Source organism: Ruegeria sp. CF8, assembly GCF_056537285.1.
On record NZ_JBQFRG010000005.1, the window covers coordinates 314,028 to 331,692 of the forward strand.

General features: G+C 55.8%; 22 protein-coding genes. 10 read left to right on the forward strand and 12 right to left on the reverse strand.

The window, feature by feature from the left end; translation table 11 throughout:
* Window positions 1-12: 12 nt before the first annotated feature.
* The 3 genes from mnmE to ACR0EV_RS13990 form a co-directional block, all read right to left on the reverse strand.
* Entirely contained in the window at window positions 13-1,299 is a 1,287-nt protein-coding gene (gene mnmE, locus ACR0EV_RS13980) for a tRNA uridine-5-carboxymethylaminomethyl(34) synthesis GTPase MnmE (protein WP_480800648.1), read from the reverse strand.
* Between the two features lie 31 nt (window positions 1,300-1,330).
* Window positions 1,331-2,602, reverse strand: coding sequence for a transcription termination factor Rho (gene rho / locus ACR0EV_RS13985; RefSeq protein ID WP_171092791.1), 1,272 nt, complete (start codon window positions 2,600-2,602; stop codon window positions 1,331-1,333).
* Window positions 2,603-2,724: 122 nt separating this feature from the next.
* On the reverse strand, window positions 2,725-3,174 hold the full coding sequence (locus tag ACR0EV_RS13990; protein WP_171670039.1) for a CopD family protein: 450 nt from the start codon (window positions 3,172-3,174) through the stop codon (window positions 2,725-2,727).
* 406 nt (window positions 3,175-3,580) lie between these two features.
* Between ACR0EV_RS13990 and ACR0EV_RS13995 the strand changes: the two genes are divergently transcribed.
* Genes ACR0EV_RS13995 through dnaQ form a run of 4 tightly spaced genes read left to right on the forward strand, consistent with a single transcriptional unit; the run spans window position 3,581 to window position 6,315 of the window.
* Window positions 3,581-4,180, forward strand: a complete 600-nt coding sequence (locus ACR0EV_RS13995; RefSeq protein WP_480800649.1) for a Maf family protein — start codon at window positions 3,581-3,583, stop codon at window positions 4,178-4,180.
* On the forward strand, window positions 4,177-5,010 hold the full coding sequence (locus ACR0EV_RS14000; RefSeq protein WP_480800650.1) for a shikimate dehydrogenase: 834 nt from the start codon (window positions 4,177-4,179) through the stop codon (window positions 5,008-5,010). Before ACR0EV_RS13995 ends, ACR0EV_RS14000 begins: the two co-directional genes overlap by 4 nt.
* Window positions 5,007-5,600 carry a dephospho-CoA kinase gene (coaE, locus tag ACR0EV_RS14005; protein WP_480800651.1) on the forward strand — a complete coding sequence of 198 codons (594 nt, stop codon included), beginning with the start codon at window positions 5,007-5,009 and terminating at the stop codon, window positions 5,598-5,600. The genes ACR0EV_RS14000 and coaE overlap by 4 nt, the downstream gene beginning before the upstream one ends.
* The gene (gene dnaQ, locus ACR0EV_RS14010) at window positions 5,593-6,315 is read left to right on the forward strand and encodes a DNA polymerase III subunit epsilon (protein ID WP_480800652.1); all 723 of its coding nucleotides are present in this window, start codon (window positions 5,593-5,595) and stop codon (window positions 6,313-6,315) included. The genes coaE and dnaQ overlap by 8 nt, the downstream gene beginning before the upstream one ends.
* A 24-nt stretch (window positions 6,316-6,339) precedes the next feature.
* Here dnaQ and secB read toward each other — a convergent pair whose 3' ends face one another.
* Together secB and ACR0EV_RS14020 are read right to left on the reverse strand one after the other, a co-directional pair.
* Window positions 6,340-6,840 (reverse strand): protein-export chaperone SecB, encoded by a 501-nt coding sequence (gene secB, locus ACR0EV_RS14015; protein WP_480800653.1) that lies wholly within the window; start codon window positions 6,838-6,840, stop codon window positions 6,340-6,342.
* Between the two features lie 54 nt (window positions 6,841-6,894).
* Window positions 6,895-7,395, reverse strand: coding sequence for an FxsA family protein (locus tag ACR0EV_RS14020; RefSeq protein WP_480800654.1), 501 nt, complete (start codon window positions 7,393-7,395; stop codon window positions 6,895-6,897).
* A 108-nt stretch (window positions 7,396-7,503) separates the two neighbouring features.
* Between ACR0EV_RS14020 and ACR0EV_RS14025 the strand changes: the two genes are divergently transcribed.
* From ACR0EV_RS14025 to ACR0EV_RS14035, 3 genes are read left to right on the forward strand one after another with little or no spacing between them, the layout of a single operon-like run.
* The gene (locus ACR0EV_RS14025; protein ID WP_171092775.1) at window positions 7,504-8,163 is read left to right on the forward strand and encodes a Tim44/TimA family putative adaptor protein; all 660 of its coding nucleotides are present in this window, start codon (window positions 7,504-7,506) and stop codon (window positions 8,161-8,163) included.
* Window positions 8,160-9,197: a murein transglycosylase A gene (mltA, locus tag ACR0EV_RS14030; protein ID WP_480800655.1), complete on the forward strand. Its 1,038-nt coding sequence runs from the start codon at window positions 8,160-8,162 to the stop codon at window positions 9,195-9,197. Before ACR0EV_RS14025 ends, mltA begins: the two co-directional genes overlap by 4 nt.
* Window positions 9,197-9,784, forward strand: a complete 588-nt coding sequence (locus tag ACR0EV_RS14035; RefSeq protein ID WP_480800656.1) for a Smr/MutS family protein — start codon at window positions 9,197-9,199, stop codon at window positions 9,782-9,784. The genes mltA and ACR0EV_RS14035 overlap by 1 nt, the downstream gene beginning before the upstream one ends.
* Here the strand turns inward: ACR0EV_RS14035 and ACR0EV_RS14040 are convergent.
* The 3 genes from ACR0EV_RS14040 to hslU all read right to left on the reverse strand — a co-directional run bounded on the left by ACR0EV_RS14040 (window position 9,781) and on the right by hslU (window position 13,504).
* Window positions 9,781-11,001, reverse strand: a complete 1,221-nt coding sequence (locus ACR0EV_RS14040) for an MFS transporter (RefSeq protein ID WP_480800657.1) — start codon at window positions 10,999-11,001, stop codon at window positions 9,781-9,783. The two genes, ACR0EV_RS14035 and ACR0EV_RS14040, sit on opposite strands and share 4 nt — an antisense overlap.
* Entirely contained in the window at window positions 10,998-12,098 is a 1,101-nt protein-coding gene (locus tag ACR0EV_RS14045; RefSeq protein WP_480800658.1) for an alpha/beta hydrolase, read from the reverse strand. The genes ACR0EV_RS14040 and ACR0EV_RS14045 overlap by 4 nt, the downstream gene beginning before the upstream one ends.
* A 98-nt stretch (window positions 12,099-12,196) precedes the next feature.
* Window positions 12,197-13,504: an ATP-dependent protease ATPase subunit HslU gene (gene hslU / locus ACR0EV_RS14050; RefSeq protein ID WP_480800659.1), complete on the reverse strand. Its 1,308-nt coding sequence runs from the start codon at window positions 13,502-13,504 to the stop codon at window positions 12,197-12,199.
* Between the two features lie 198 nt (window positions 13,505-13,702).
* Here hslU and ACR0EV_RS14055 point away from each other — a divergent pair, with 198 nt between their 5' ends.
* A complete protein-coding gene (locus ACR0EV_RS14055) occupies window positions 13,703-14,104 on the forward strand; it encodes a DM13 domain-containing protein (protein ID WP_171092762.1) in 402 nt (133 codons plus the stop codon).
* Between the two features lie 211 nt (window positions 14,105-14,315).
* Window positions 14,316-15,557 (forward strand): MFS transporter, encoded by a 1,242-nt coding sequence (locus ACR0EV_RS14060; protein WP_480800660.1) that lies wholly within the window; start codon window positions 14,316-14,318, stop codon window positions 15,555-15,557.
* Here the strand turns inward: ACR0EV_RS14060 and hslV are convergent.
* A complete protein-coding gene (gene hslV, locus ACR0EV_RS14065; protein WP_171670014.1) occupies window positions 15,549-16,106 on the reverse strand; it encodes an ATP-dependent protease subunit HslV in 558 nt (185 codons plus the stop codon). The genes ACR0EV_RS14060 and hslV overlap by 9 nt on opposite strands.
* Window positions 16,107-16,303: 197 nt before the next feature.
* Here hslV and ACR0EV_RS14070 point away from each other — a divergent pair, with 197 nt between their 5' ends.
* Window positions 16,304-16,498: a DUF1127 domain-containing protein gene (locus ACR0EV_RS14070; protein WP_171092756.1), complete on the forward strand. Its 195-nt coding sequence runs from the start codon at window positions 16,304-16,306 to the stop codon at window positions 16,496-16,498.
* Between the two features lie 61 nt (window positions 16,499-16,559).
* Here the strand turns inward: ACR0EV_RS14070 and ACR0EV_RS14075 are convergent, their stop codons facing one another.
* From ACR0EV_RS14075 to trxA, 3 genes are all read right to left on the reverse strand, one after another.
* Window positions 16,560-16,922 carry a Lin0512 family protein gene (locus tag ACR0EV_RS14075; protein ID WP_480800661.1) on the reverse strand — a complete coding sequence of 121 codons (363 nt, stop codon included), beginning with the start codon at window positions 16,920-16,922 and terminating at the stop codon, window positions 16,560-16,562.
* The gene (locus ACR0EV_RS14080; RefSeq protein ID WP_480800662.1) at window positions 16,919-17,269 is read right to left on the reverse strand and encodes a Lin0512 family protein; all 351 of its coding nucleotides are present in this window, start codon (window positions 17,267-17,269) and stop codon (window positions 16,919-16,921) included. Before ACR0EV_RS14080 ends, ACR0EV_RS14075 begins: the two co-directional genes overlap by 4 nt.
* Window positions 17,270-17,343: 74 nt before the next feature.
* Complete coding sequence (trxA, locus tag ACR0EV_RS14085; RefSeq protein ID WP_050604667.1) at window positions 17,344-17,664, reverse strand: thioredoxin; 321 nt, start codon at window positions 17,662-17,664, stop codon at window positions 17,344-17,346.
* Window position 17,665: the final 1 nt, after the last annotated feature.

A 17,665-nucleotide genomic window follows, 5' to 3' on the forward strand; every position in this document is an offset into this window, starting at 1 on the left:
GTGAAACACTCCTTACTTTCCCAAACAGAAGCTAGAGAAGATTTCATCCAGCAGTGTTTCGACATCTATTCTACCAACCAGAGATTCAAGAGCTCGAATGGCAGTTCTAAGCTCTTCTGCGGCGATATCATACAGGTCCGGACCTGATTCCAGAACCGCGATTGCAGACTGAAGCGAATCCAATGCCCGGTTAATTGCAATGCGATGGCGTTCCCGCGTGGCAATACCATGGGTAGTTGTTCGTTCACTTAATACACACGAAATCTGGTTTACGAGCGCATCAATTCCCTGCCCTGTCTTCCCGGATACACCCAGACCTTCAGCACCTCGAAGATCGGCTTTTGGCAGAACGTGAATGTCACCATCTTGCATCCCAACGCCCAGTTCATCCGGCTTTTCCGATAGAAAAACACGAAGATCGGCCGCCTCTGCTCTGCCGCGTGCCAGCTCGATGCCCAGGTTTTCGATATGATCTTCGGTTTCACGTAACCCCGCCGTGTCCAACAAGGTGACTGGCAATCCAGCCAGATCCATTCGCACTTCAATCACGTCCCGCGTGGTTCCCGCGTATTCCGAGGTAATGGCCGCCTTCCGACCGGCCAGCGCATTTAGAAGAGTGGACTTGCCTGCATTCGGAAGACCAACAATTGCGACTTCAAACCCTGTCCGGATACGCTCAGCGATTTTCACACCGTCGGCCTCACGTTTGAGGTCTGACATCACACCATGGATCAGTTCTCGTACCTCAGGGGTCACATCAGTTGGCACCTCTTCATCGGCAAAGTCGATGACAGCTTCCAACAAGGACGCAGCCCGTATCAAGTCACGGCGCCACCGTTCTGCCAGTGTACCCAGCTCGCCAGCCAGAATGGTTTGGGCCTGCTTACGTTGAGCTTCGGTTTCCGCGTCTATCAGGTCAGCCAGACCTTCGACTTGGGTCAGGTCCATCTTACCGTTTTCAAGAGCCCGACGCGTGAACTCTCCCGGTTCGGCAATGCGTAAACCATCCATATCCGATAAACACCGCAACACGGCGTTGACGGATGCAGTGCTGCCATGGATCTGCAGCTCCGCCACATCCTCTCCGGTGAAACTGGCCGGGGCTTGGAATGTCAGAACCAACCCGTCATCCAGACGCGCACCACTCTCGTCCCGCAAAGTGCGCAGGACAATGCCACGTTTGGGAAGCGCATTTCCTGTAAGGTGTGCAGCTGCGAAATGAGAGTCAGGACCAGAGAGGCGGATCACCGCCACTCCAGCTTTACCTTGCGCGCTGGCCAAGGCGAATATCGTATCCATTCGAAGGCCTCGCTTGGTTCTAAGACCTGTGTCAGGTGTTCATCGAATCGAAGAACTCGCCGTTTGTCTTCGTCTGTTTCAACTTCGACAGCAGGAACTCGATTGCGTCGGTGGTACCCATCGGATTGAGGATACGGCGCAGAACGAAGGTCTTGGCCAAATCGCCCTTGTCGACCAGCAGGTCCTCTTTCCGGGTACCGGACTTGAGGATGTCGATGGCCGGGAACACGCGCTTGTCGGCGATCTTGCGATCCAGAACAATTTCCGAGTTACCGGTGCCTTTGAATTCTTCAAAGATCACCTCGTCCATCCGGCTGCCGGTATCGATCAGCGCGGTGGCGATGATGGTCAGCGAACCACCCTCTTCAATGTTCCGTGCCGCACCAAAGAACCGCTTTGGGCGTTGCAGAGCATTCGCATCCACACCACCGGTCAAAACTTTGCCCGAGGATGGCACCACGGTGTTAAACGCCCTACCAAGTCTTGTGATCGAGTCGAGAAGAATAACAACATCTCGTTTATGTTCGACCAAACGCTTGGCTTTTTCGATCACCATTTCCGACACAGCAACGTGACGCGTTGCTGGTTCATCGAAGGTCGAGGATACAACCTCACCCTTCACAGAACGTTGCATGTCGGTCACCTCTTCGGGGCGTTCGTCGATCAGAAGGACGATCAGGTAACACTCCGGATGGTTCTGTTCGATCGAGTGCGCAATGTTCTGAAGGATCACCGTTTTACCGGTCCGCGGCGGGGCCACGATCAGCGACCGCTGGCCTTTACCGATCGGCGACACAAGGTCGATCACACGCGCCGACTTGTCTTTGATGGTCGGATCCTCGATCTCCATCTTCAGACGCTCATCCGGGTACAGCGGCGTCAGGTTGTCGAACAGGATCTTGTGCTTGGCCTTTTCCGGATCTTCGAAGTTAATCTTGGTGACCTTGGTCAGCGCAAAGTAACGCTCGTTATCGTCGGGGGCTTTAATCTCACCTTCGACCGTGTCACCGGTCCGCAGCGAGTGCTGGCGGATCATGTCGGGTGAAACGTAGATGTCATCTGGACCCGGCAGATAGTTCGCTTCGGGTGAGCGCAGAAAGCCGAAGCCATCTTGCAGGACTTCCAGCACGCCGTCACCGCCAACGGTCCAGCCCTCATCCGCGCGTTCGCGTAGAATCTGGAACATCATCTCGCCTTTCCGCATGGTCGAGGCGTTTTCGATCTCCAGCTCTTCGGCCATCGCCAGAAGGTCTTTGGGGCTTTTGGCTTTTAGGTCGGCCAGATTCAGGGCATCAGTTGTCATGATATATACCTTCACCGCGATCAGCGCGGCACGAAGTGGAATTTCAGTACGGAAGATACGCCGCCCGGACGGGCGTGTTGACCCTTACATATGCGCGACTGCTTTCGGAGTCAAACGGGCCTTCAGAACTTCAGAATGACCGCCAGAACGATGATAACCATCAAAACGGTCGGAACCTCGTTCATCATGCGATACTGCCGCCCAGTGAGCTTATTTCGCCCTTCCAGGAAATCCTTGCGCCGGGCCATCAGCCAATGATGGAACCAGGTCATGCCGATCACGGCCGCACCTTTGACCCAAGGCCAAGACCAATCCCATCCAACAATGCCTGGTGTAAACACCATGATCAGGCCGCACACCCACGCCACGATCATCGCTGGGCGCATAATCACACGCAGCAGCTTTTCTTCCATTTCAAAGAAAATTTCTTGTGCCCCGTCGACAGCTTGAGCTTTCTCAACGTGATAGACGAACAAGCGTGGTAGATAGAACAGACCCGCCATCCACGAGATCACAGCCATGATATGGAGAGACTTCACCCACGGGTACAGCGTGAAAAGAAGATCAGTCATTTTGGCTCCGAGCGTTGTTCGGAACTCTCCCTAATAAAAAAATAAGAAAAGAAAAAGGAAGATGGTTTTGTAGGGCGTTCAAAAACCGTGGATTACTGTTTTACCCATGTGTTTTCCCCAAGGTGGATAGAACAATCTCACTTTCCGATGATTCTGTTGAAGTAATTTTTTTGGATTTAAAAACAATGTACTAGCATAAAACAACAGGCGGATGATCTGGGGATAAGTCTTTGGTTATCGCGGGACAGCTCAGTTATCCCTGTGATCAGACTTATCCTTGTCCCGGTTGGATGGGATTTGAGCGACTCGGGGATCTTTGACACGATTTTCCCGGGGTTGCGTGTCAACCGTAAAACCATACAAAGCACCCCAGAACTCTCATTGACTTGCACACGGGGTTTTCCACATGTCTGTCCCCATTCTTCTGGCATCGGGATCTACGATACGGGCGCAGCTGCTTGAGAACGCAGGTGTCCCTTTTTCGGTTCAAACCGCGCGCGTGGATGAAGACACAGCCAAGCGCGCCTTGCTGGCTGAAAACGCGTCACCACGGGATATTGCCGACACGCTTGCTGAAATGAAAGCCCGCAAGGTCAGTGATAAGAACCCTGGCGCTATGGTGCTGGGGTGTGATCAGGTTCTGGATTTTGACGGTCAGTTGCTGTCAAAACCTGAAACCCCGGAACAGACACTGGCTCAGCTAAAAGCGATGCGAGGCAAACGGCACATGCTTTTGTCTGCGGCAGTGATTTATCAGGACGGTGAGCCGATTTGGCGGCACGTCGGACAGGTACGTCTGCGGATGCGGGCCAGTTCTGATGCTTATCTGAGGGACTATGTTTCACGGAACTGGGACAGTATCCGCCACGCCGTCGGAGCATATAAGCTGGAAGAAGAAGGTGTCCGCCTGTTCGCCACCATTGACGGCGACTATTTTAACGTTTTGGGTATGCCCCTGTTGGAGCTTCTCAACTTTTTGGCTGTCAAAGGGGTGATCGATCAATGACGGACTACCGGGTTCCTCTGGCCGGGGTGATCGGACATCCCATTGGGCATTCGCGTTCACCAAAACTGCATGGTCATTGGCTAAAGACGTATGATCTTGCCGGGCATTACATCCCAATGGATGTTGCCCCTGCCGATCTGGGAACCGTGCTACGTGCGCTGCCTAAAGCCGGTTTTGTCGGGGCCAATGTGACTGTTCCACACAAGGAAGCAGCGTTGAAGATCGCGGATCACGTATCCGACCGCGCAACGGTGATTGGCGCTGCGAATACTTTGGTGTTCCGCGAAGATGGCTCGATCCACGCGGACAATACCGATGGGTACGGATTCATGGAAAACTTGCGCAGCGGTGCCCCAGACTGGAATGCCAAAGACGGCCCGGCCGTAGTGTTCGGAGCTGGCGGTGCGGCCCGTGCGGTTCTGCAAGCCTTGTCTGATGCGGGCGTACCCGAAATCCTGTTGACCAATCGAACGCGCGCCCGTGCGGATCATCTGAAAGAAGAATTTGGTCAGCGTATTCGTGTTGTCGATTGGGTTCAGGCCGGAAATGTCATCGAAAACGCAGAACTGGTGGTCAACACGACCTCATTGGGGATGCAGGGCCAGCCGGAATTGCGGGTTCCGCTGGACGGGTTGCAACCCGGTGCGGTGGTAACCGATCTGGTCTATGCCCCGTTAAAAACAAACCTTCTCAAAACAGCAGAAGAGGCTGGCTGCACCACGGTTGATGGTTTGGGCATGCTATTGCACCAGGCGGTTCCGGGTTTTGAGCGGTGGTTCGGTGTGCGCCCCGAAGTGGATGCAGAGACGCGCGCGGCGGCTTTGGCATGAGTTTTGCCCTTGGCCTGACAGGTTCCATCGGCATGGGGAAAAGCACCACGGCACAGATGTTTGTCGAAGAAGGCTGCGCCCTGTGGGATGCGGACGCGGCAGTGCATCGGTTGTACGCGCCCGGAGGTGCTGCAATTGAACCGATGCGAGTAGCCTTCCCTGGTGCGATTGTTGACGAAGCCGTAAGCCGGGACGCGTTAAAGCAGATCATTGCGGCCGATCCCGAAGCGTTGAAAGCAATCGAAGCGATTGTGCATCCCCTGGTCGCGAAAGACCGCGCAGTGTTTCGCGAAAACACAACAAGCGACATTCTGGTGTTCGACATTCCACTTCTTTTTGAAACAGGTGGAGACGCAGCCATGGACGCCGTCGCTTGCGTTTCGATTCCGGCGGATGAACAAAAGCGCCGAGTAATGGAACGGGGAACAATGTCCGAGGCGCAGTTCGAACAGATCCGCGCCAAGCAGATGCCGAATGATGAGAAATGTGCGCGGTCGGATTTTGTAATCGTAACAGACACGCTGGACCATGCCCGCGAGCAGGTGCAGGATGTGGTCAGGCAGATACGGGCGGGGATGAAAGATGCGTGAGATCGTACTCGATACCGAAACCACCGGGTTCGATCCCGAAAGCGGAGACCGGATTGTTGAAATCGGAGCCGTTGAGCTGTGGAATCATGTCGCGACGGGTGAAACGTATCACGTCTATATCAACCCAGAACGCGGCATGCCGGATGAGGCGTTTGGCGTGCATGGCATCGGCCCGGATCTATTGGATAATCCGCGCCCGCCGGAAAAGGGTGAAGTGACGCTGAAAGACAAACCGGTGTTTGCAAAGGTGGGTCACGGGTTTCGTGAATTTGTTGGGGATGCGCGGTTGGTGATCCACAACGCATCGTTCGACATGAAGTTCCTGAACGCTGAACTGAAATGGATGGGCGCGCCGTTGATCCCGATGGAACAAGCGCTGGATACGCTGGCAATCGCCCGAAAACGGTTTCCCGGTTCTCCAGCGTCGCTGGATGCGCTTTGCCGTCGTTTCAATATCGACAATTCAAACCGTGTTCTGCACGGCGCTTTGCTCGATTCTGAAATTCTGGCCGAGGTTTATCTTGAGCTGATCGGTGGGCGGCAGCCTGATTTTGGCCTGTCAACGTCCGCATCATCTGCATCCGGTGGCGGCGATGACTGGCGACCGACACCGCGCAGCACACCGTTGCCATCCCGGATTACCGAAGATGAGCGCGCAGCACATGAAGAATTTGTGGGGAAGCTGGGCGAAAGCGCCCTGTGGACCCGCGCCTGATCCGATCAGGCACGGGTCGAAGCCTTAAGCGTCGGTCTTTTGGGCCTGTTCGGCTTGACGACGCATCAATTCGTTGCGATACAGCGCCACGAAATCGATATTGTCCAGATTCACCGGCGGGAAGCCACCATCACGGGTGATGTCGCTGACAATGCGGCGCAGGAACGGGAACAGCATCCGCGGGCATTCGATCATCAGGAACGGGTGCATCTGATCTTCTGGCACGCCTTCCACGTGGAACAGCCCGCAATAGTCCAGTTCGCACAGGAACAACACATCATCCATGCCTTTGGCTTTGGATGTCAGGTTCAGTTTGATGGACACTTCGAACTGATGTTCAGCGCTGCGCTTTTTCGCGTCCAGGTTCACCTGAACAGCGATTTCCGGCTGCACGTCGCCTGACACACCCTTTTGCGCCATCACGTTTTCAAAAGACATGTCACGGATGAACTGCCCCAGAACCCGCATTTGAACCTGCGGGGCGGCTTGGGCCGCAGTGTTTTCTGCAGCGTTTTCTTCGGCCATGGATCTACTCCAAAATTAAATTTCGCCACTGCTTAGCAAGTTGGGCGCGGCACCTCAATGCTGGTGGGGGCCTTCCACCCATTTCGACGGCTTTGAAGGGTCTTTTTTCGGGCGAACTTCGCTGAATTCGCCGTCAATGATGTCCCCCTGCTCGAAAGGGTTTTGTCGCGATTGAAATCCTGTGCCCGGTCCCATCTGAAACTGTGCCACGGTGACTTTCGATTTCAGATAGCGGAACACAGCGACACGAACGCCCGGTACCAGCAAGGCAAATCCTATGGCATCGGTGAAAAAACCCGGTGTCAGCAGCAATGCGCCGGACAAAAGGATCATAGCACCGTGGGCCAAAGGCTCGGTCGGGTCGTCCAATTCAGCGAACGAGCGCTGCAAACTTATCAACGCCATGCGACCTTGTGTCCGCACCAGCACCGTGCCTAGAACGGCGGTCAGCACAACGATGGCAAGAGTTGGCCAAAGCCCAATCAGACCACCTACCTGAATAAACAGAGCGATCTCGATGATAGGCACCAATAAAAATGCCAAGAACAGATACATTTGCGTTATCCTTTCCCTTAGGCCGGGCTGTGGACTTGCCACCCACGCTCACCTACATAGTGGCATGAGGCCGCGTATACAAAGTCGCGGTTCTGAAAAGAGGATGAAATGAACGAACCCATGATCCAGCTACTGGTCCTGGCCGGAATTGCCGTTTTCCTGATCCTGCGCCTCAAAAGCGTATTGGGTACGCGTGAAGGTTTTGAAAAACCACCTTTGCAGCAACAGCCTGAAGCGCATAAATCGCGTCGCGATTTCGAGGTGATCGAAGGCGGCCCGGATCATGACATCACCGACCATGTCGCCGAAGACAGCGAACAGGCGCAAACCCTGGCGGCGATGAAACGGGTTGAGCCCGCTTTTTCCGTCAATGAATTTGTTCAGGGCGCACGCGGTGCCTATGAAATGATTGTGATGGGGTTCGAAAAAGGCAATCTGGACGAAATCCAGCCGTTCCTGTCGGAAGAGGTGTTTGAAACATTCGTCTCGGTCGTCGCTGCCCGCGAAGATCAGGGCCTGACGATCGAGGCCGAGTTTATCGGCGTGCGGGAAACCACCCTGTCGGATGTCAAGTTCGACAAAGACACCAACGAGGCCGAGATTACCATGAAATTTGTGGGTGAACTGACCTCGGTCGTGCGGGATCGCGGCGGTGATATTGTCGAAGGCAACCCCAACACCGTGAAACGCCAAAAGGACAGCTGGACCTTTGCCCGTGTGATGGGCAAGGACGATCCGAACTGGCTGCTTGTTGCCACGGACGCATGATTGCTAAACTCCGGTCGCTTTTTCTGGTGGGTGCAATGACCGCCGCCAGCGCTGCCGGAGCCGAGGCAACGCGATCCATTCTGTCGTTTGACGATCTGCAGGGCTGGGCCGATGATGACCACGGCGCGGCCCTTTCCGTTTTTCTGAACACTTGCGGCGATCTGAAGGACCCGGACTGGCGTGCGTTGTGCGGAGTTGCCGGGACATATGAAGCGGATGCGGCACGGGCGTTTTTTGAGCTCTTTTTCCGCCCCGTCTTGGTCGAAGATGGCAAGGACGCCCTGTTCACGGGGTATTTTGAACCTGAACTTGATGGTGCGCGTAGCCGGACTGATCGTTTCAAGTACCCCATCTACAAAATGCCGCCTGAAGCGCGGGATGGGCCATGGCTTAGCCGTCGCGAAATCCTGACTGGTGATGTGATGCAGGGTCGCGGGCTTGAGATTGCCTGGGTTGACGACCCGGTCGAGCTGTTTTTCCTGCAAATTCAGGGTTCGGGACGTGTGCGGCTGCCCGATGGTGGTGCCTTGCGTGTGGGATACGGGGGCGCAAACGGTCATCCGTACAGATCCATCGGTGTCGAACTGGTTCGGCGCGGGATTCTAGGCGCGCATGAGGTCAGTGCTCAGATGATCCGAGCCTGGGTGCGCAAGAACCCTGAGGCTGGTGCCGAGCTGTTGTTCCACAATCCTTCCTATGTGTTCTTTCGTGAAGTCTCGCGCGTTGCGCCCGAACTTGGGCCATTGGGAGCCATGAACCGATCCATCACAACGATGCGCAGCATTGCGGCGGATCCGGCTTATACGCCATTGGGGGCGCCGGTCTGGGTTGAGAAAGACGGTAAAAACCCGCTGCGTCGCCTGATGATCGCGCAGGACACAGGCGCCGCCATCAAGGGTGCCCAGCGGGCAGACATTTTTTTTGGAACGGGTGACGAGGCCGGGCAAGCCGCAGGCAGGTTGAAAGATCCGGGTCGGATGATCGTTTTGCTGCCGATACAGCGGGCCTATGCCCTGCTGCCGGATGAGTTCTGATGACCCGACGCAAACTGACGACAGAAGAGATCGAGCTGTGGCGCAAAGTCGCCAAGCAAGCCGAACGGATGCATCCGGAAATTCCACAGACGGTGCATCCGACCTCATTGCCGAAACCCAAGCCGAAGAAAACACCGAAACCCCGGTTCGAAGCGTTTGAAATTGGTGAGACCCATCAGACAAAACCAAAGCCAAATGATTTGAAGCCATCTGTCACGGATGCGCTGCGCAGAACGCCGGTTCAGATGGACAACAAAGCCTTTGGCCGAATGAAGCGCGGTAAGCTCAAACCGGAAAGCAAGCTGGACTTGCACGGTATGCGGGTCGACACAGCACATCCCGCGCTGATCCGTTTTGTCCTGACAGCGCAAGCCCAAGGCAAACGCTTGGTTTTGGTTGTGACCGGCAAGGGTAAAGATCGGGACGAACCGGGCCCGATTCCGACCCCACGCGGAGTTCTTCGCAATCAGGTGCCGCATTGGCTGACCATACCGCCACTGGCGCAAGCGGTGATGCAGGTTACGCCTGCCCATATAAGCCATGGTGGCGACGGAGCTTATTACGTGTACTTGCGGCGTCTTCGCTAAAGGGATCGTGCCGCTTGGGTGACGCCAACACGAACCAGCGTGCAGACCAGAACAAAAAATCCTCCGGTCCACAGGAACTGTGTATCCAACGAAACGCCCCAATCGATCAGCACTCCGGTCAGGCCCGGCCCGATCGCCGAGCCCAGAACCATGACTGCTGTTGCCATCGCTTTGATCGCACCGATGTGTCGGGTGCCGTAGAACTCGGCCCAGAAGGCACTGGGCAACGTGCTGTTTGCCCCGGCGGTGAGCGCCAGAAGAGCCAGCCCAAGCGTCGCCCCTGCAATCGAAGTCGTCAGGGCCAGAGTCACAAAACCCAACGCAATCGGCAGTTGGTAATAGGGCATCATCCGTGCTGTGCCCCATTTGTCCAACGCCCAACCGGCTGCAAACATCGAAAGCAGCGATACCCCGGTATAAACAGGAAACAATGCGACCAACTGGATATGAGCCCATCCTTTCACTTCGGCCAAATGGACCTGATGAAAAAAGAAGGCCGTGACAAAAGCCGAAGGCCCAAGGACAGCGGGTGCCATAAACCAAAACAACGGGTGTTCCAGCGCGTCACGTCGTGTCCAGTGACGGCCTTGCATACCGGTGGCTGAATACTCGCTGGCAAGGCTTTGCGGTGTGCGTTCTTCCCTAAGAAGGCGCATCAGAATTGGAATACCCAGCAAAACGATAATGGCTGCAAGCCCCCACAGCCACCGCCAGTCCAGAAACACCATGGCGGTGACAAATGCCAGCGGCAGCAGCGCCTCTCCGATTGCGTACCCGACCGAGGCAATGGACAAGGCCTTGCCTCGAGTTGCAGTGAACCAACGGGCCATTGCGACCATCGCAAGATGGGTGCTCATACCTTGCCCAAACAGGCGCAAAAGGAAGATCACCGCCGGCAGCAGCAATACCCAGCTGTTCAGCGACATGGCCAATGCCGCCAACGCCAACCCGGCCAGAACCACAGGTCCCAACATTCGGACGCGGAAAATATCTGTCAGCCCGCCCGCCCAGATCATCACCAGTGCCGCGACTAGCGTGCCCAGAGAATACAGCCCACCCCAGGACCCGTGGCTGAGGCCGTAAGCAGCGCGGATTTCACCAGCAAAGACCGAGATAAAGAAGGTCTGCCCAAAGCTGGACAGGAAGGTCAACAGAACTCCGGCTCCCAACCACGCCGCATTGTCGGTAAGAAACCGACGCAGATTAAACTGCGTCACGGCGTGGTCACCTCGGCCTGTCCGGTTTCGGTCAATACAATTTCAGTGGCACCATCGGGATTGCGTTCGCTGGGCGGCACAAGAATATCAATGGCCTGCCGATCTTCGCGCCCGAACGTGCTGTTGATACGACGCAATGAGCTGAGGATCGATAGCAGTGCCGGAGAGGTCGCGGCGACGAAATGCGAGGACGCTGCATCGCTGTTGAATGCAGTGGTATCAATCACGCTAATCGGAAACTCCTCAAGCGAGTCGATCGAGCTGATGTTGCCCAACCTCTCACCTTCATTCGTACCACGCAGACGAGCCGAGATATTCAGGATTTTGTCCTTTTGGGATACCATAACAAGAAACGGGTCGGGTGGATTGTCGATGCGTTTCATTTGCGAGCGAAACAGATCCAGATCCAGATCCGGTGAGATCAGCACGACACCTTCGAGGTTTCTTTTCGCCCACCCGGGTTCCTGCAGCTCAGCTTGTCGCATCATTTCCATCGACAAGGCGCCGCCCATGGAATGTGCAACTAGAATAACGCGTTTAACGCCCATGGCCTTGAGTTCACGGATGGTCTGCTCCAGCCCGTCGCGGGCGAACAGCATGCTGTCCAAGTCGTAGGCATACCCATAGCCGGTTGCTCGGCTTGGCCATGAATACACCAGCGTAGATCCCGGAAGACCGATGTCATGGGTCAGTTGAGCGGCGCGGAAGATCGTTTCGGTCTGGGTCGAGTTATAACCGTGTACAAAAATCGTAACGTCGTCCTGACCGCGCAGGTGTTCGCGCAGACCTTGCGGGCCGTCCAACTCTGTCACGCCTGTCAGAACAAATTCTTTCTGCGGGTTGGGGTTTGCATACGAGAATTTGAGCGTACCCGGCGTATGTGTCGGCGGAATGGAAACGGTCGTTTCCAGAAACTGGAGCGACTCGCCACGCCGGAATCCATAAGATCCGTCGACTTCGCGCGCTCGGGTCGTACTGGCAAAAATCGTTTCAGGTGTACCAACATTTACGGCCGATGGAACAATTTCGGACACCGTCCGGTCGACACAGGCGCTCAGCGAAAGGGATAGGAGTAAAACAATGAAATAGCGCAGCACGTGCCAGCCCTCAGGATGAATCGTGCTTACGCTATCTTATTCTCGCTCAGCGTCCAGCGTCGAACGTCTGAAAGAGCGGCAAAAAACGGCTGGCCCTGTTACAAAACGTAACGGCTCAGGTCTGTGGACTTGGTCAATTCACCAAGATTGTCGCTGACGAATTGCGCATCGACTGTGATTTCAGTTCCGGCCTTGTCCGGTGCAGCAAATGAGAGGTCCTCGAAGACCCGCTCCATCACCGTGTAAAGCCGCCGCGCGCCGATATTTTCAACGCTCTGGTTTACGTTTGCTGCAATCCTTGCAAGTGCGGCAATGCCGTCTTCGGTAAAGCTGACCGTGACCTCTTCGGTCCCCATCAGGGCGGTGTATTGCCGGGTAAGCGCGTTGTCTGTTTCGGTCAGAATGCGCACGAAATCTTCTTCGGTGAGCGCACGCAGTTCAACGCGGATCGGCAGACGGCCCTGCAGTTCGGGCAGCAGGTCCGAAGGTTTGGCGATGTGGAACGCGCCTGAGGCGATGAACAGGATATGGTCGGTTTTTACTGGGCCGTGTTTGGTGCTGACGGTGGTGCCTTCGATCAGAGGTAGCAGGTCGCGCTGCACCCCTTCGCGGCTGACATCGCCACCGCGCGCGTCCGAACGGGCGCAGACCTTGTCGATCTCATCCAGGAACACGATCCCGTTTTGCTCGACCGCCTCGAGGGCAACCCGATTGACGGTTTCGTCATCCAGCAGCTTGTCGGCCTCTTCTCCGATCAGCGCGTCATAGCTTTCAGCGACCGTCATGCGTTTCTTAACGGTTCGTCCGCCAAACGCTTTACCGAAAATGTCACCCAGATTCATCATGCCCATCTGACTGCCCGGCTGCCCCGGAATGTCGAACATCGGCATTGGGTTGGAAGTGTCGGAGAGTTCAAGTTCGATCACCGTGTCGTCCAGTTCCCCGGCTTTCAGTTTTTTACGGAACATCTCGCGGGTGCCTTCGCGGGCGTCTTCGCCTGCGATTGCGGCAATCACGCGATCTTCGGCGGCCTGATGGGCACGCGCCTTAACATCCTCTCGCATGTATTCGCGGGTCTGAACAATGGCTGCGTCAGCCAGATCACGAACGATCTGTTCAACATCTCGACCGACATATCCAACCTCGGTGAACTTGGTGGCCTCGACCTTGATAAAGGGCGCACGGGCCAGTTTGGCCAGTCGGCGGCTGATTTCGGTCTTGCCGACACCGGTGGGTCCGATCATCAGAATGTTTTTGGGGTAGACTTCGTCCCGAATGTCATCGGCCAGCTGTTTGCGCCGCCAACGATTGCGCAAGGCAACGGCCACCGCTCGTTTGGCATCCTTCTGGCCAATAATGAAGCGGTCCAGTTCCGAGACAATCTCGCGCGGGGTCAGGTCGGTCATGTGTATTCAATCCGGTTGTTTCGAAACGGAACCTAATCATAAGACGGGAAAACACAAGCTGATCACGGAAAACTCACGCCAACTCACGGGGTGCACACGGAAATTCGTGCCGATGTGAATCGCCATGGGTGCAGCACGTACGGCATAGTTTTTGCGACGGGCAAACCTGCCTGCATCTATCAATGGAGATATCAAATCATGATGACTCGTCGTTCGCTTTTTGTGAAAGCTGCTGCCACGGGCGCAGCGCTGACCCTGGCTGGCACCACCACTGCCTTGGCCGGCGGCGCCAAAAAGAAAGGCTCGTTCGAGGGCCGCTCGAACCACATCACCACCGGTTCGGTGAAACTGGTCAAGGATGGCGACCGTTACATCGTTGAACTGGGCGAAGACTTCTCGCTGGATAACGGCCCCGACCCCCGTGTCGCATTTGGTAAGGATGGCAAATATGCCCCCGACAGCAAACTGGGCGCGCTGCTGCACCTGACAGGCAAGCAATCCTATGCCGTGCCACCGACGATGGATGTGTCGGGTTACAACGAAGTGTACATCTGGTGCGAAGTCGCCGGTGTGCCGCTGGGCGTTGCATCGCTGAAGTAACCACTCAGGTCAGAGGCCGACCCCCCCCCGGCCTCTGACACGCCTCAACAGCGTTTCGGCTTTAACTTGCGACGTGAATACCCTGCCACGCCTCAAGCGTTCTCGGGACTTTCGTGTCGCAGTTTGACTAATATAAAACCCGAAACGCTTTGGGTAACACAGCAACTGTCTGTTACACTCGCGCCAAGGTATTGGAACCGGGGGCGTTTTTATGACCAAGATTGCCAAGATCACCTTGTTGTTCGTGGTTTTTGTCGACCTGATCGGGCAAGGTCTGGTCTTTCCGATCATCAATTCGCTCATCATGGAGACCAAGTCCGGGTTCCTGCCAGACAGCACACCAGTGGGGCGACGCCACTTTTATTATGGCCTCGTGATTGGCTGTTTCTTCCTGTCCTGGTTTCTTGGGGTTGTTTACGTCTCGAAGGTCTCGGATTCCATCGGGCGCAAGAACGCGCTGCTGGTCTGTCTGGGTGGAGCACTGGTCGGTTATGCGCTGACCATCGCGGCGCTTTATATGAACAGCCTGCTGTTGTTGATTGTCGGACGCTCGATCACCGGGTTCACGGCTGGTAATCAGCCCATCGCGCAAGCGGCGATGATTGACGGCAGCACCGATGCCGCCGACCGCGACCGCAACATGGGCTATATCGTGACCGGCGTCAGCTTTGGTCTGGTGGGCGGCCCCATTATCGGAGCGGTCCTGTCCGACGCCGCCTTGTTGGGCGGTTACGCAACCCTCAAAACGCCGTTCTATGGCGCTTTTGTTCTGGTTCTGATTGCCATCTTCCTGGTCATGACCTTTTTCAAGGACACCCGGACCGAGCGTGAACCCTTTGTTTTCCGTCCACGCGACATTACCGACAGTCTGATCGCCGTGCGTGGGCATCCGATGGTTCTGAAAATCCTGCCGGTCTATGCATTCTTCATGATCGCCAACGTGACCTTCTACGTTTTCGTCGACAACTTCCTGACAAGCGCCTTTGGGTACGGTGTGATTGGCGGCAGCATGGCCATGGTGGTGATCGGCTTCGCGCTGGCGTTTTCGAGCACGTTCCTCGTCAAGCCGGCACAAGAACGATTTAGCAAACACCAGATCATCTATACGTCTCTCATCGTGATGGTGATCTGCGGCCTGGCCTTTGCCTTCAGCCCCAGCGGTGTGCTCAGCTATGTGCCGGTCTTCTTCTTCTACTTCCTGTTCGGCGTCGCATATCCAACCATGCTGGGCCTGTTCTCATCCAGCGTTAGTGAAACGGACCAAGGCTGGGTCATGGGCGTGACCACGGCGGTCTTCTGTCTGGCCGGAGGCATCATGTCTCTGATCGGCGGCGGGTTGATGAGTATCGACATCCGCGTGCCCTACTACATCGTGGTCATCGCCGCGATCTTCGGCCTGATCGGAATGCACCGTCGCTGGAAAGGGAAAGAGATCAAGGCGCTGTTAGCCTGAAATGGTTTCAACTGTCAGATTGCCGTTTGTATAGACGCAAATATCGGCGGCAATCGCCATGGCTTCGCGCGCGACCTGCTCGGCTTCTTTGTCGCTGTCCATCATCGCGCGGGCCGCGGCCAGTGCAAAGTTTCCGCCCGATCCGATGGCCGCCACGTTGTGCTCAGGCTCCAGCACATCCCCTGCCCCGGTGATGACCAGCAAATCCTTGCCATCAGTGACAATCAGCATCGCCTCAAGCTTTTGCAGGTATTTGTCGGTGCGCCAGTCCTTGGCCAGTTCGACCGAAGCGCGAGCCAGTTGGCCGGGTGTGGCCTCAAGCTTGGCTTCCAAACGTTCCAGCAGTGTGAAAGCATCTGCGGTCGATCCGGCAAAACCTGCCACAACCTCGAACCCGCCGGGCGACAATCGGCGCACTTTGCGGGCCGTTCCCTTGATCACGGTCTGACCAAGGCTGACCTGACCATCACCGGCTATGACAACCTGACCGTTCTTTTTGACGCCAATGATCGTCGTGCCGTGCCAACCGGGAAAGTCGTTATCTGCCATGATCGTCTCCGTTTTCGCTGGCGGTATATATGGGCCGGGTAAGGTGTTGGCGCAACCCGTTCTTAAAGTGCCCAAAAGATATGCAGAAAATGCAATCCGGGGTTACCAGACCAGCAATTGTGAGTCCAAGCGCGCGGGACTAAATGAGGCTTACAACCGACAACGGGTCGGCTGTTTCACATCTAAGGACTGCGCACATGGCAACCACAGCTAACATTCATGCGCCGCTCGGAGCAGCTACCATCCTGCACGTGGCGGACGCGTTCTCAAACGTCGTCAAATCTGTTGCGAAATGGAACGACGCACGTAAAACACGGAACCTTCTGTCGGAGCTCAGCGACGCACAGCTGGAAGACATCGGTCTGACCCGCGAAAGCATCGCAAATATCTGATCCTTCGTCTGGATTACCGAATTGGAACAGCCGCCCGGAACCCCGAGCGGCTTTTTCTTTGTCAGCTTTTTACGTATTTCCCTGCAAGGTCGGGCAGGAATGCTTCGACCGCTGCGGTTGCAACCACGTGTTTAGTGCCGGCCTCTTTATCCATCACGTCCAACCCGCCTTTGACCGCGCGCACTTCGGCACGGCCCCGCGGCAGATCAGCAGCAACCAGATCACAATCCACCTGATCAGGGTTTTGGACACCGATGGTCACGCTGACCCGCATCTGGGAATGATCAATGCCCAGTTTAGAAAACAGTGTGATTGATGAATGATGCAACGCGTCCTGCACCGCACGGCGCGCCGCTTTGGTATAGTCCTGACCATACAGGTCGTTGCCCGTTCCCATCTCCAGAATGATACGTTTTTCACTCATTGCGCGGGCTCCATGTCAAAGGAAACGATCAGGGCGGCGTTTGCGATAACCGTGTGCCCGTCACCATGTGGTTTCTTGATATCCAGTCCACCTGTGGTGACGGTGATGTTCGGCTGTCCATAAGGGAAGATTGCCTTCAGCGCGTCGGTATCTACCTGATCCGGCTGCTGCACGCCGATTTCGGCATCGATGATCATCGCCTCTTTTGGGAACCCAAACAGTTCAGCCATGTTGACGGAGTTATGCCACAGTGCATCCTTAATCGCCCGTAATGATGCCTCGGTATAATCCATCCGCCGCAGGGATGTACCCATGCCGAATTCTACAAGAACACGCGTTTTTGCCATTGGTTTCTCCGACATATACAACAAAAAAGGCGCCCCGATCTGAGGCGCCTTTGAAACGTTCTGCTAGGACCAGATCAGATGGATTCGTCGATCCAGCTTTGCAGCGCGGCCTTGGGTGCTGCACCTGCGCGGTTGGAAACAACCTGACCGTCCTTGAAGATGAACAGCGCAGGGATACCACGTACGCCCATTGCAGCGGCGGCATTCGGGTTGCTGTCAACATCGACCTTGGCGATCTTTACCTTGTCGCCATACTCAGCGGCCAGTTCTTCCAGCGCCGGGCCAATTTGCTTACAGGGACCGCACCATTCGGCCCAGAAGTCCACGACCACGGGAACGGTCGAGTTTTTGACTTCGGCGTCAAAGGTGTCGTCAGTAACGGCTACGGTCGACATA

Bases quoted from the DNA above. Each gene is read 5' to 3' on its own strand.
- ACR0EV_RS13995 (WP_480800649.1), top strand. From the start codon at position 3,581: ATGTCTGTCCCCATTCTTCTGGCATCGGGATCTACGATACGGGCGCAG.
- hslV (WP_171670014.1), bottom strand. From the start codon at position 16,106: ATGGCAGATAACGACTTTCCCGGTTGGCACGGCACGACGATCATTGGC.
- ACR0EV_RS14025 (WP_171092775.1), top strand. From the start codon at position 7,504: ATGAACGAACCCATGATCCAGCTACTGGTCCTGGCCGGAATTGCCGTT.
- hslU (WP_480800659.1), bottom strand. From the start codon at position 13,504: ATGACCGACCTGACCCCGCGCGAGATTGTCTCGGAACTGGACCGCTTC.
- ACR0EV_RS14080 (WP_480800662.1), bottom strand. From the start codon at position 17,269: ATGGCAAAAACGCGTGTTCTTGTAGAATTCGGCATGGGTACATCCCTG.
- ACR0EV_RS14060 (WP_480800660.1), top strand. From the start codon at position 14,316: ATGACCAAGATTGCCAAGATCACCTTGTTGTTCGTGGTTTTTGTCGAC.
- mnmE (WP_480800648.1), bottom strand. From the start codon at position 1,299: ATGGATACGATATTCGCCTTGGCCAGCGCGCAAGGTAAAGCTGGAGTG.
- mltA (WP_480800655.1), top strand. From the start codon at position 8,160: ATGATTGCTAAACTCCGGTCGCTTTTTCTGGTGGGTGCAATGACCGCC.
- ACR0EV_RS14055 (WP_171092762.1), top strand. From the start codon at position 13,703: ATGATGACTCGTCGTTCGCTTTTTGTGAAAGCTGCTGCCACGGGCGCA.
- ACR0EV_RS14020 (WP_480800654.1), bottom strand. From the start codon at position 7,395: ATGTATCTGTTCTTGGCATTTTTATTGGTGCCTATCATCGAGATCGCT.
- coaE (WP_480800651.1), top strand. From the start codon at position 5,007: ATGAGTTTTGCCCTTGGCCTGACAGGTTCCATCGGCATGGGGAAAAGC.
- ACR0EV_RS14000 (WP_480800650.1), top strand. From the start codon at position 4,177: ATGACGGACTACCGGGTTCCTCTGGCCGGGGTGATCGGACATCCCATT.
- rho (WP_171092791.1), bottom strand. From the start codon at position 2,602: ATGACAACTGATGCCCTGAATCTGGCCGACCTAAAAGCCAAAAGCCCC.
- ACR0EV_RS14075 (WP_480800661.1), bottom strand. From the start codon at position 16,922: ATGAGTGAAAAACGTATCATTCTGGAGATGGGAACGGGCAACGACCTG.
- ACR0EV_RS14035 (WP_480800656.1), top strand. From the start codon at position 9,197: ATGACCCGACGCAAACTGACGACAGAAGAGATCGAGCTGTGGCGCAAA.
- secB (WP_480800653.1), bottom strand. From the start codon at position 6,840: ATGGCCGAAGAAAACGCTGCAGAAAACACTGCGGCCCAAGCCGCCCCG.
- ACR0EV_RS14070 (WP_171092756.1), top strand. From the start codon at position 16,304: ATGGCAACCACAGCTAACATTCATGCGCCGCTCGGAGCAGCTACCATC.
- trxA (WP_050604667.1), bottom strand. From the start codon at position 17,664: ATGTCGACCGTAGCCGTTACTGACGACACCTTTGACGCCGAAGTCAAA.
- dnaQ (WP_480800652.1), top strand. From the start codon at position 5,593: ATGCGTGAGATCGTACTCGATACCGAAACCACCGGGTTCGATCCCGAA.
- ACR0EV_RS13990 (WP_171670039.1), bottom strand. From the start codon at position 3,174: ATGACTGATCTTCTTTTCACGCTGTACCCGTGGGTGAAGTCTCTCCAT.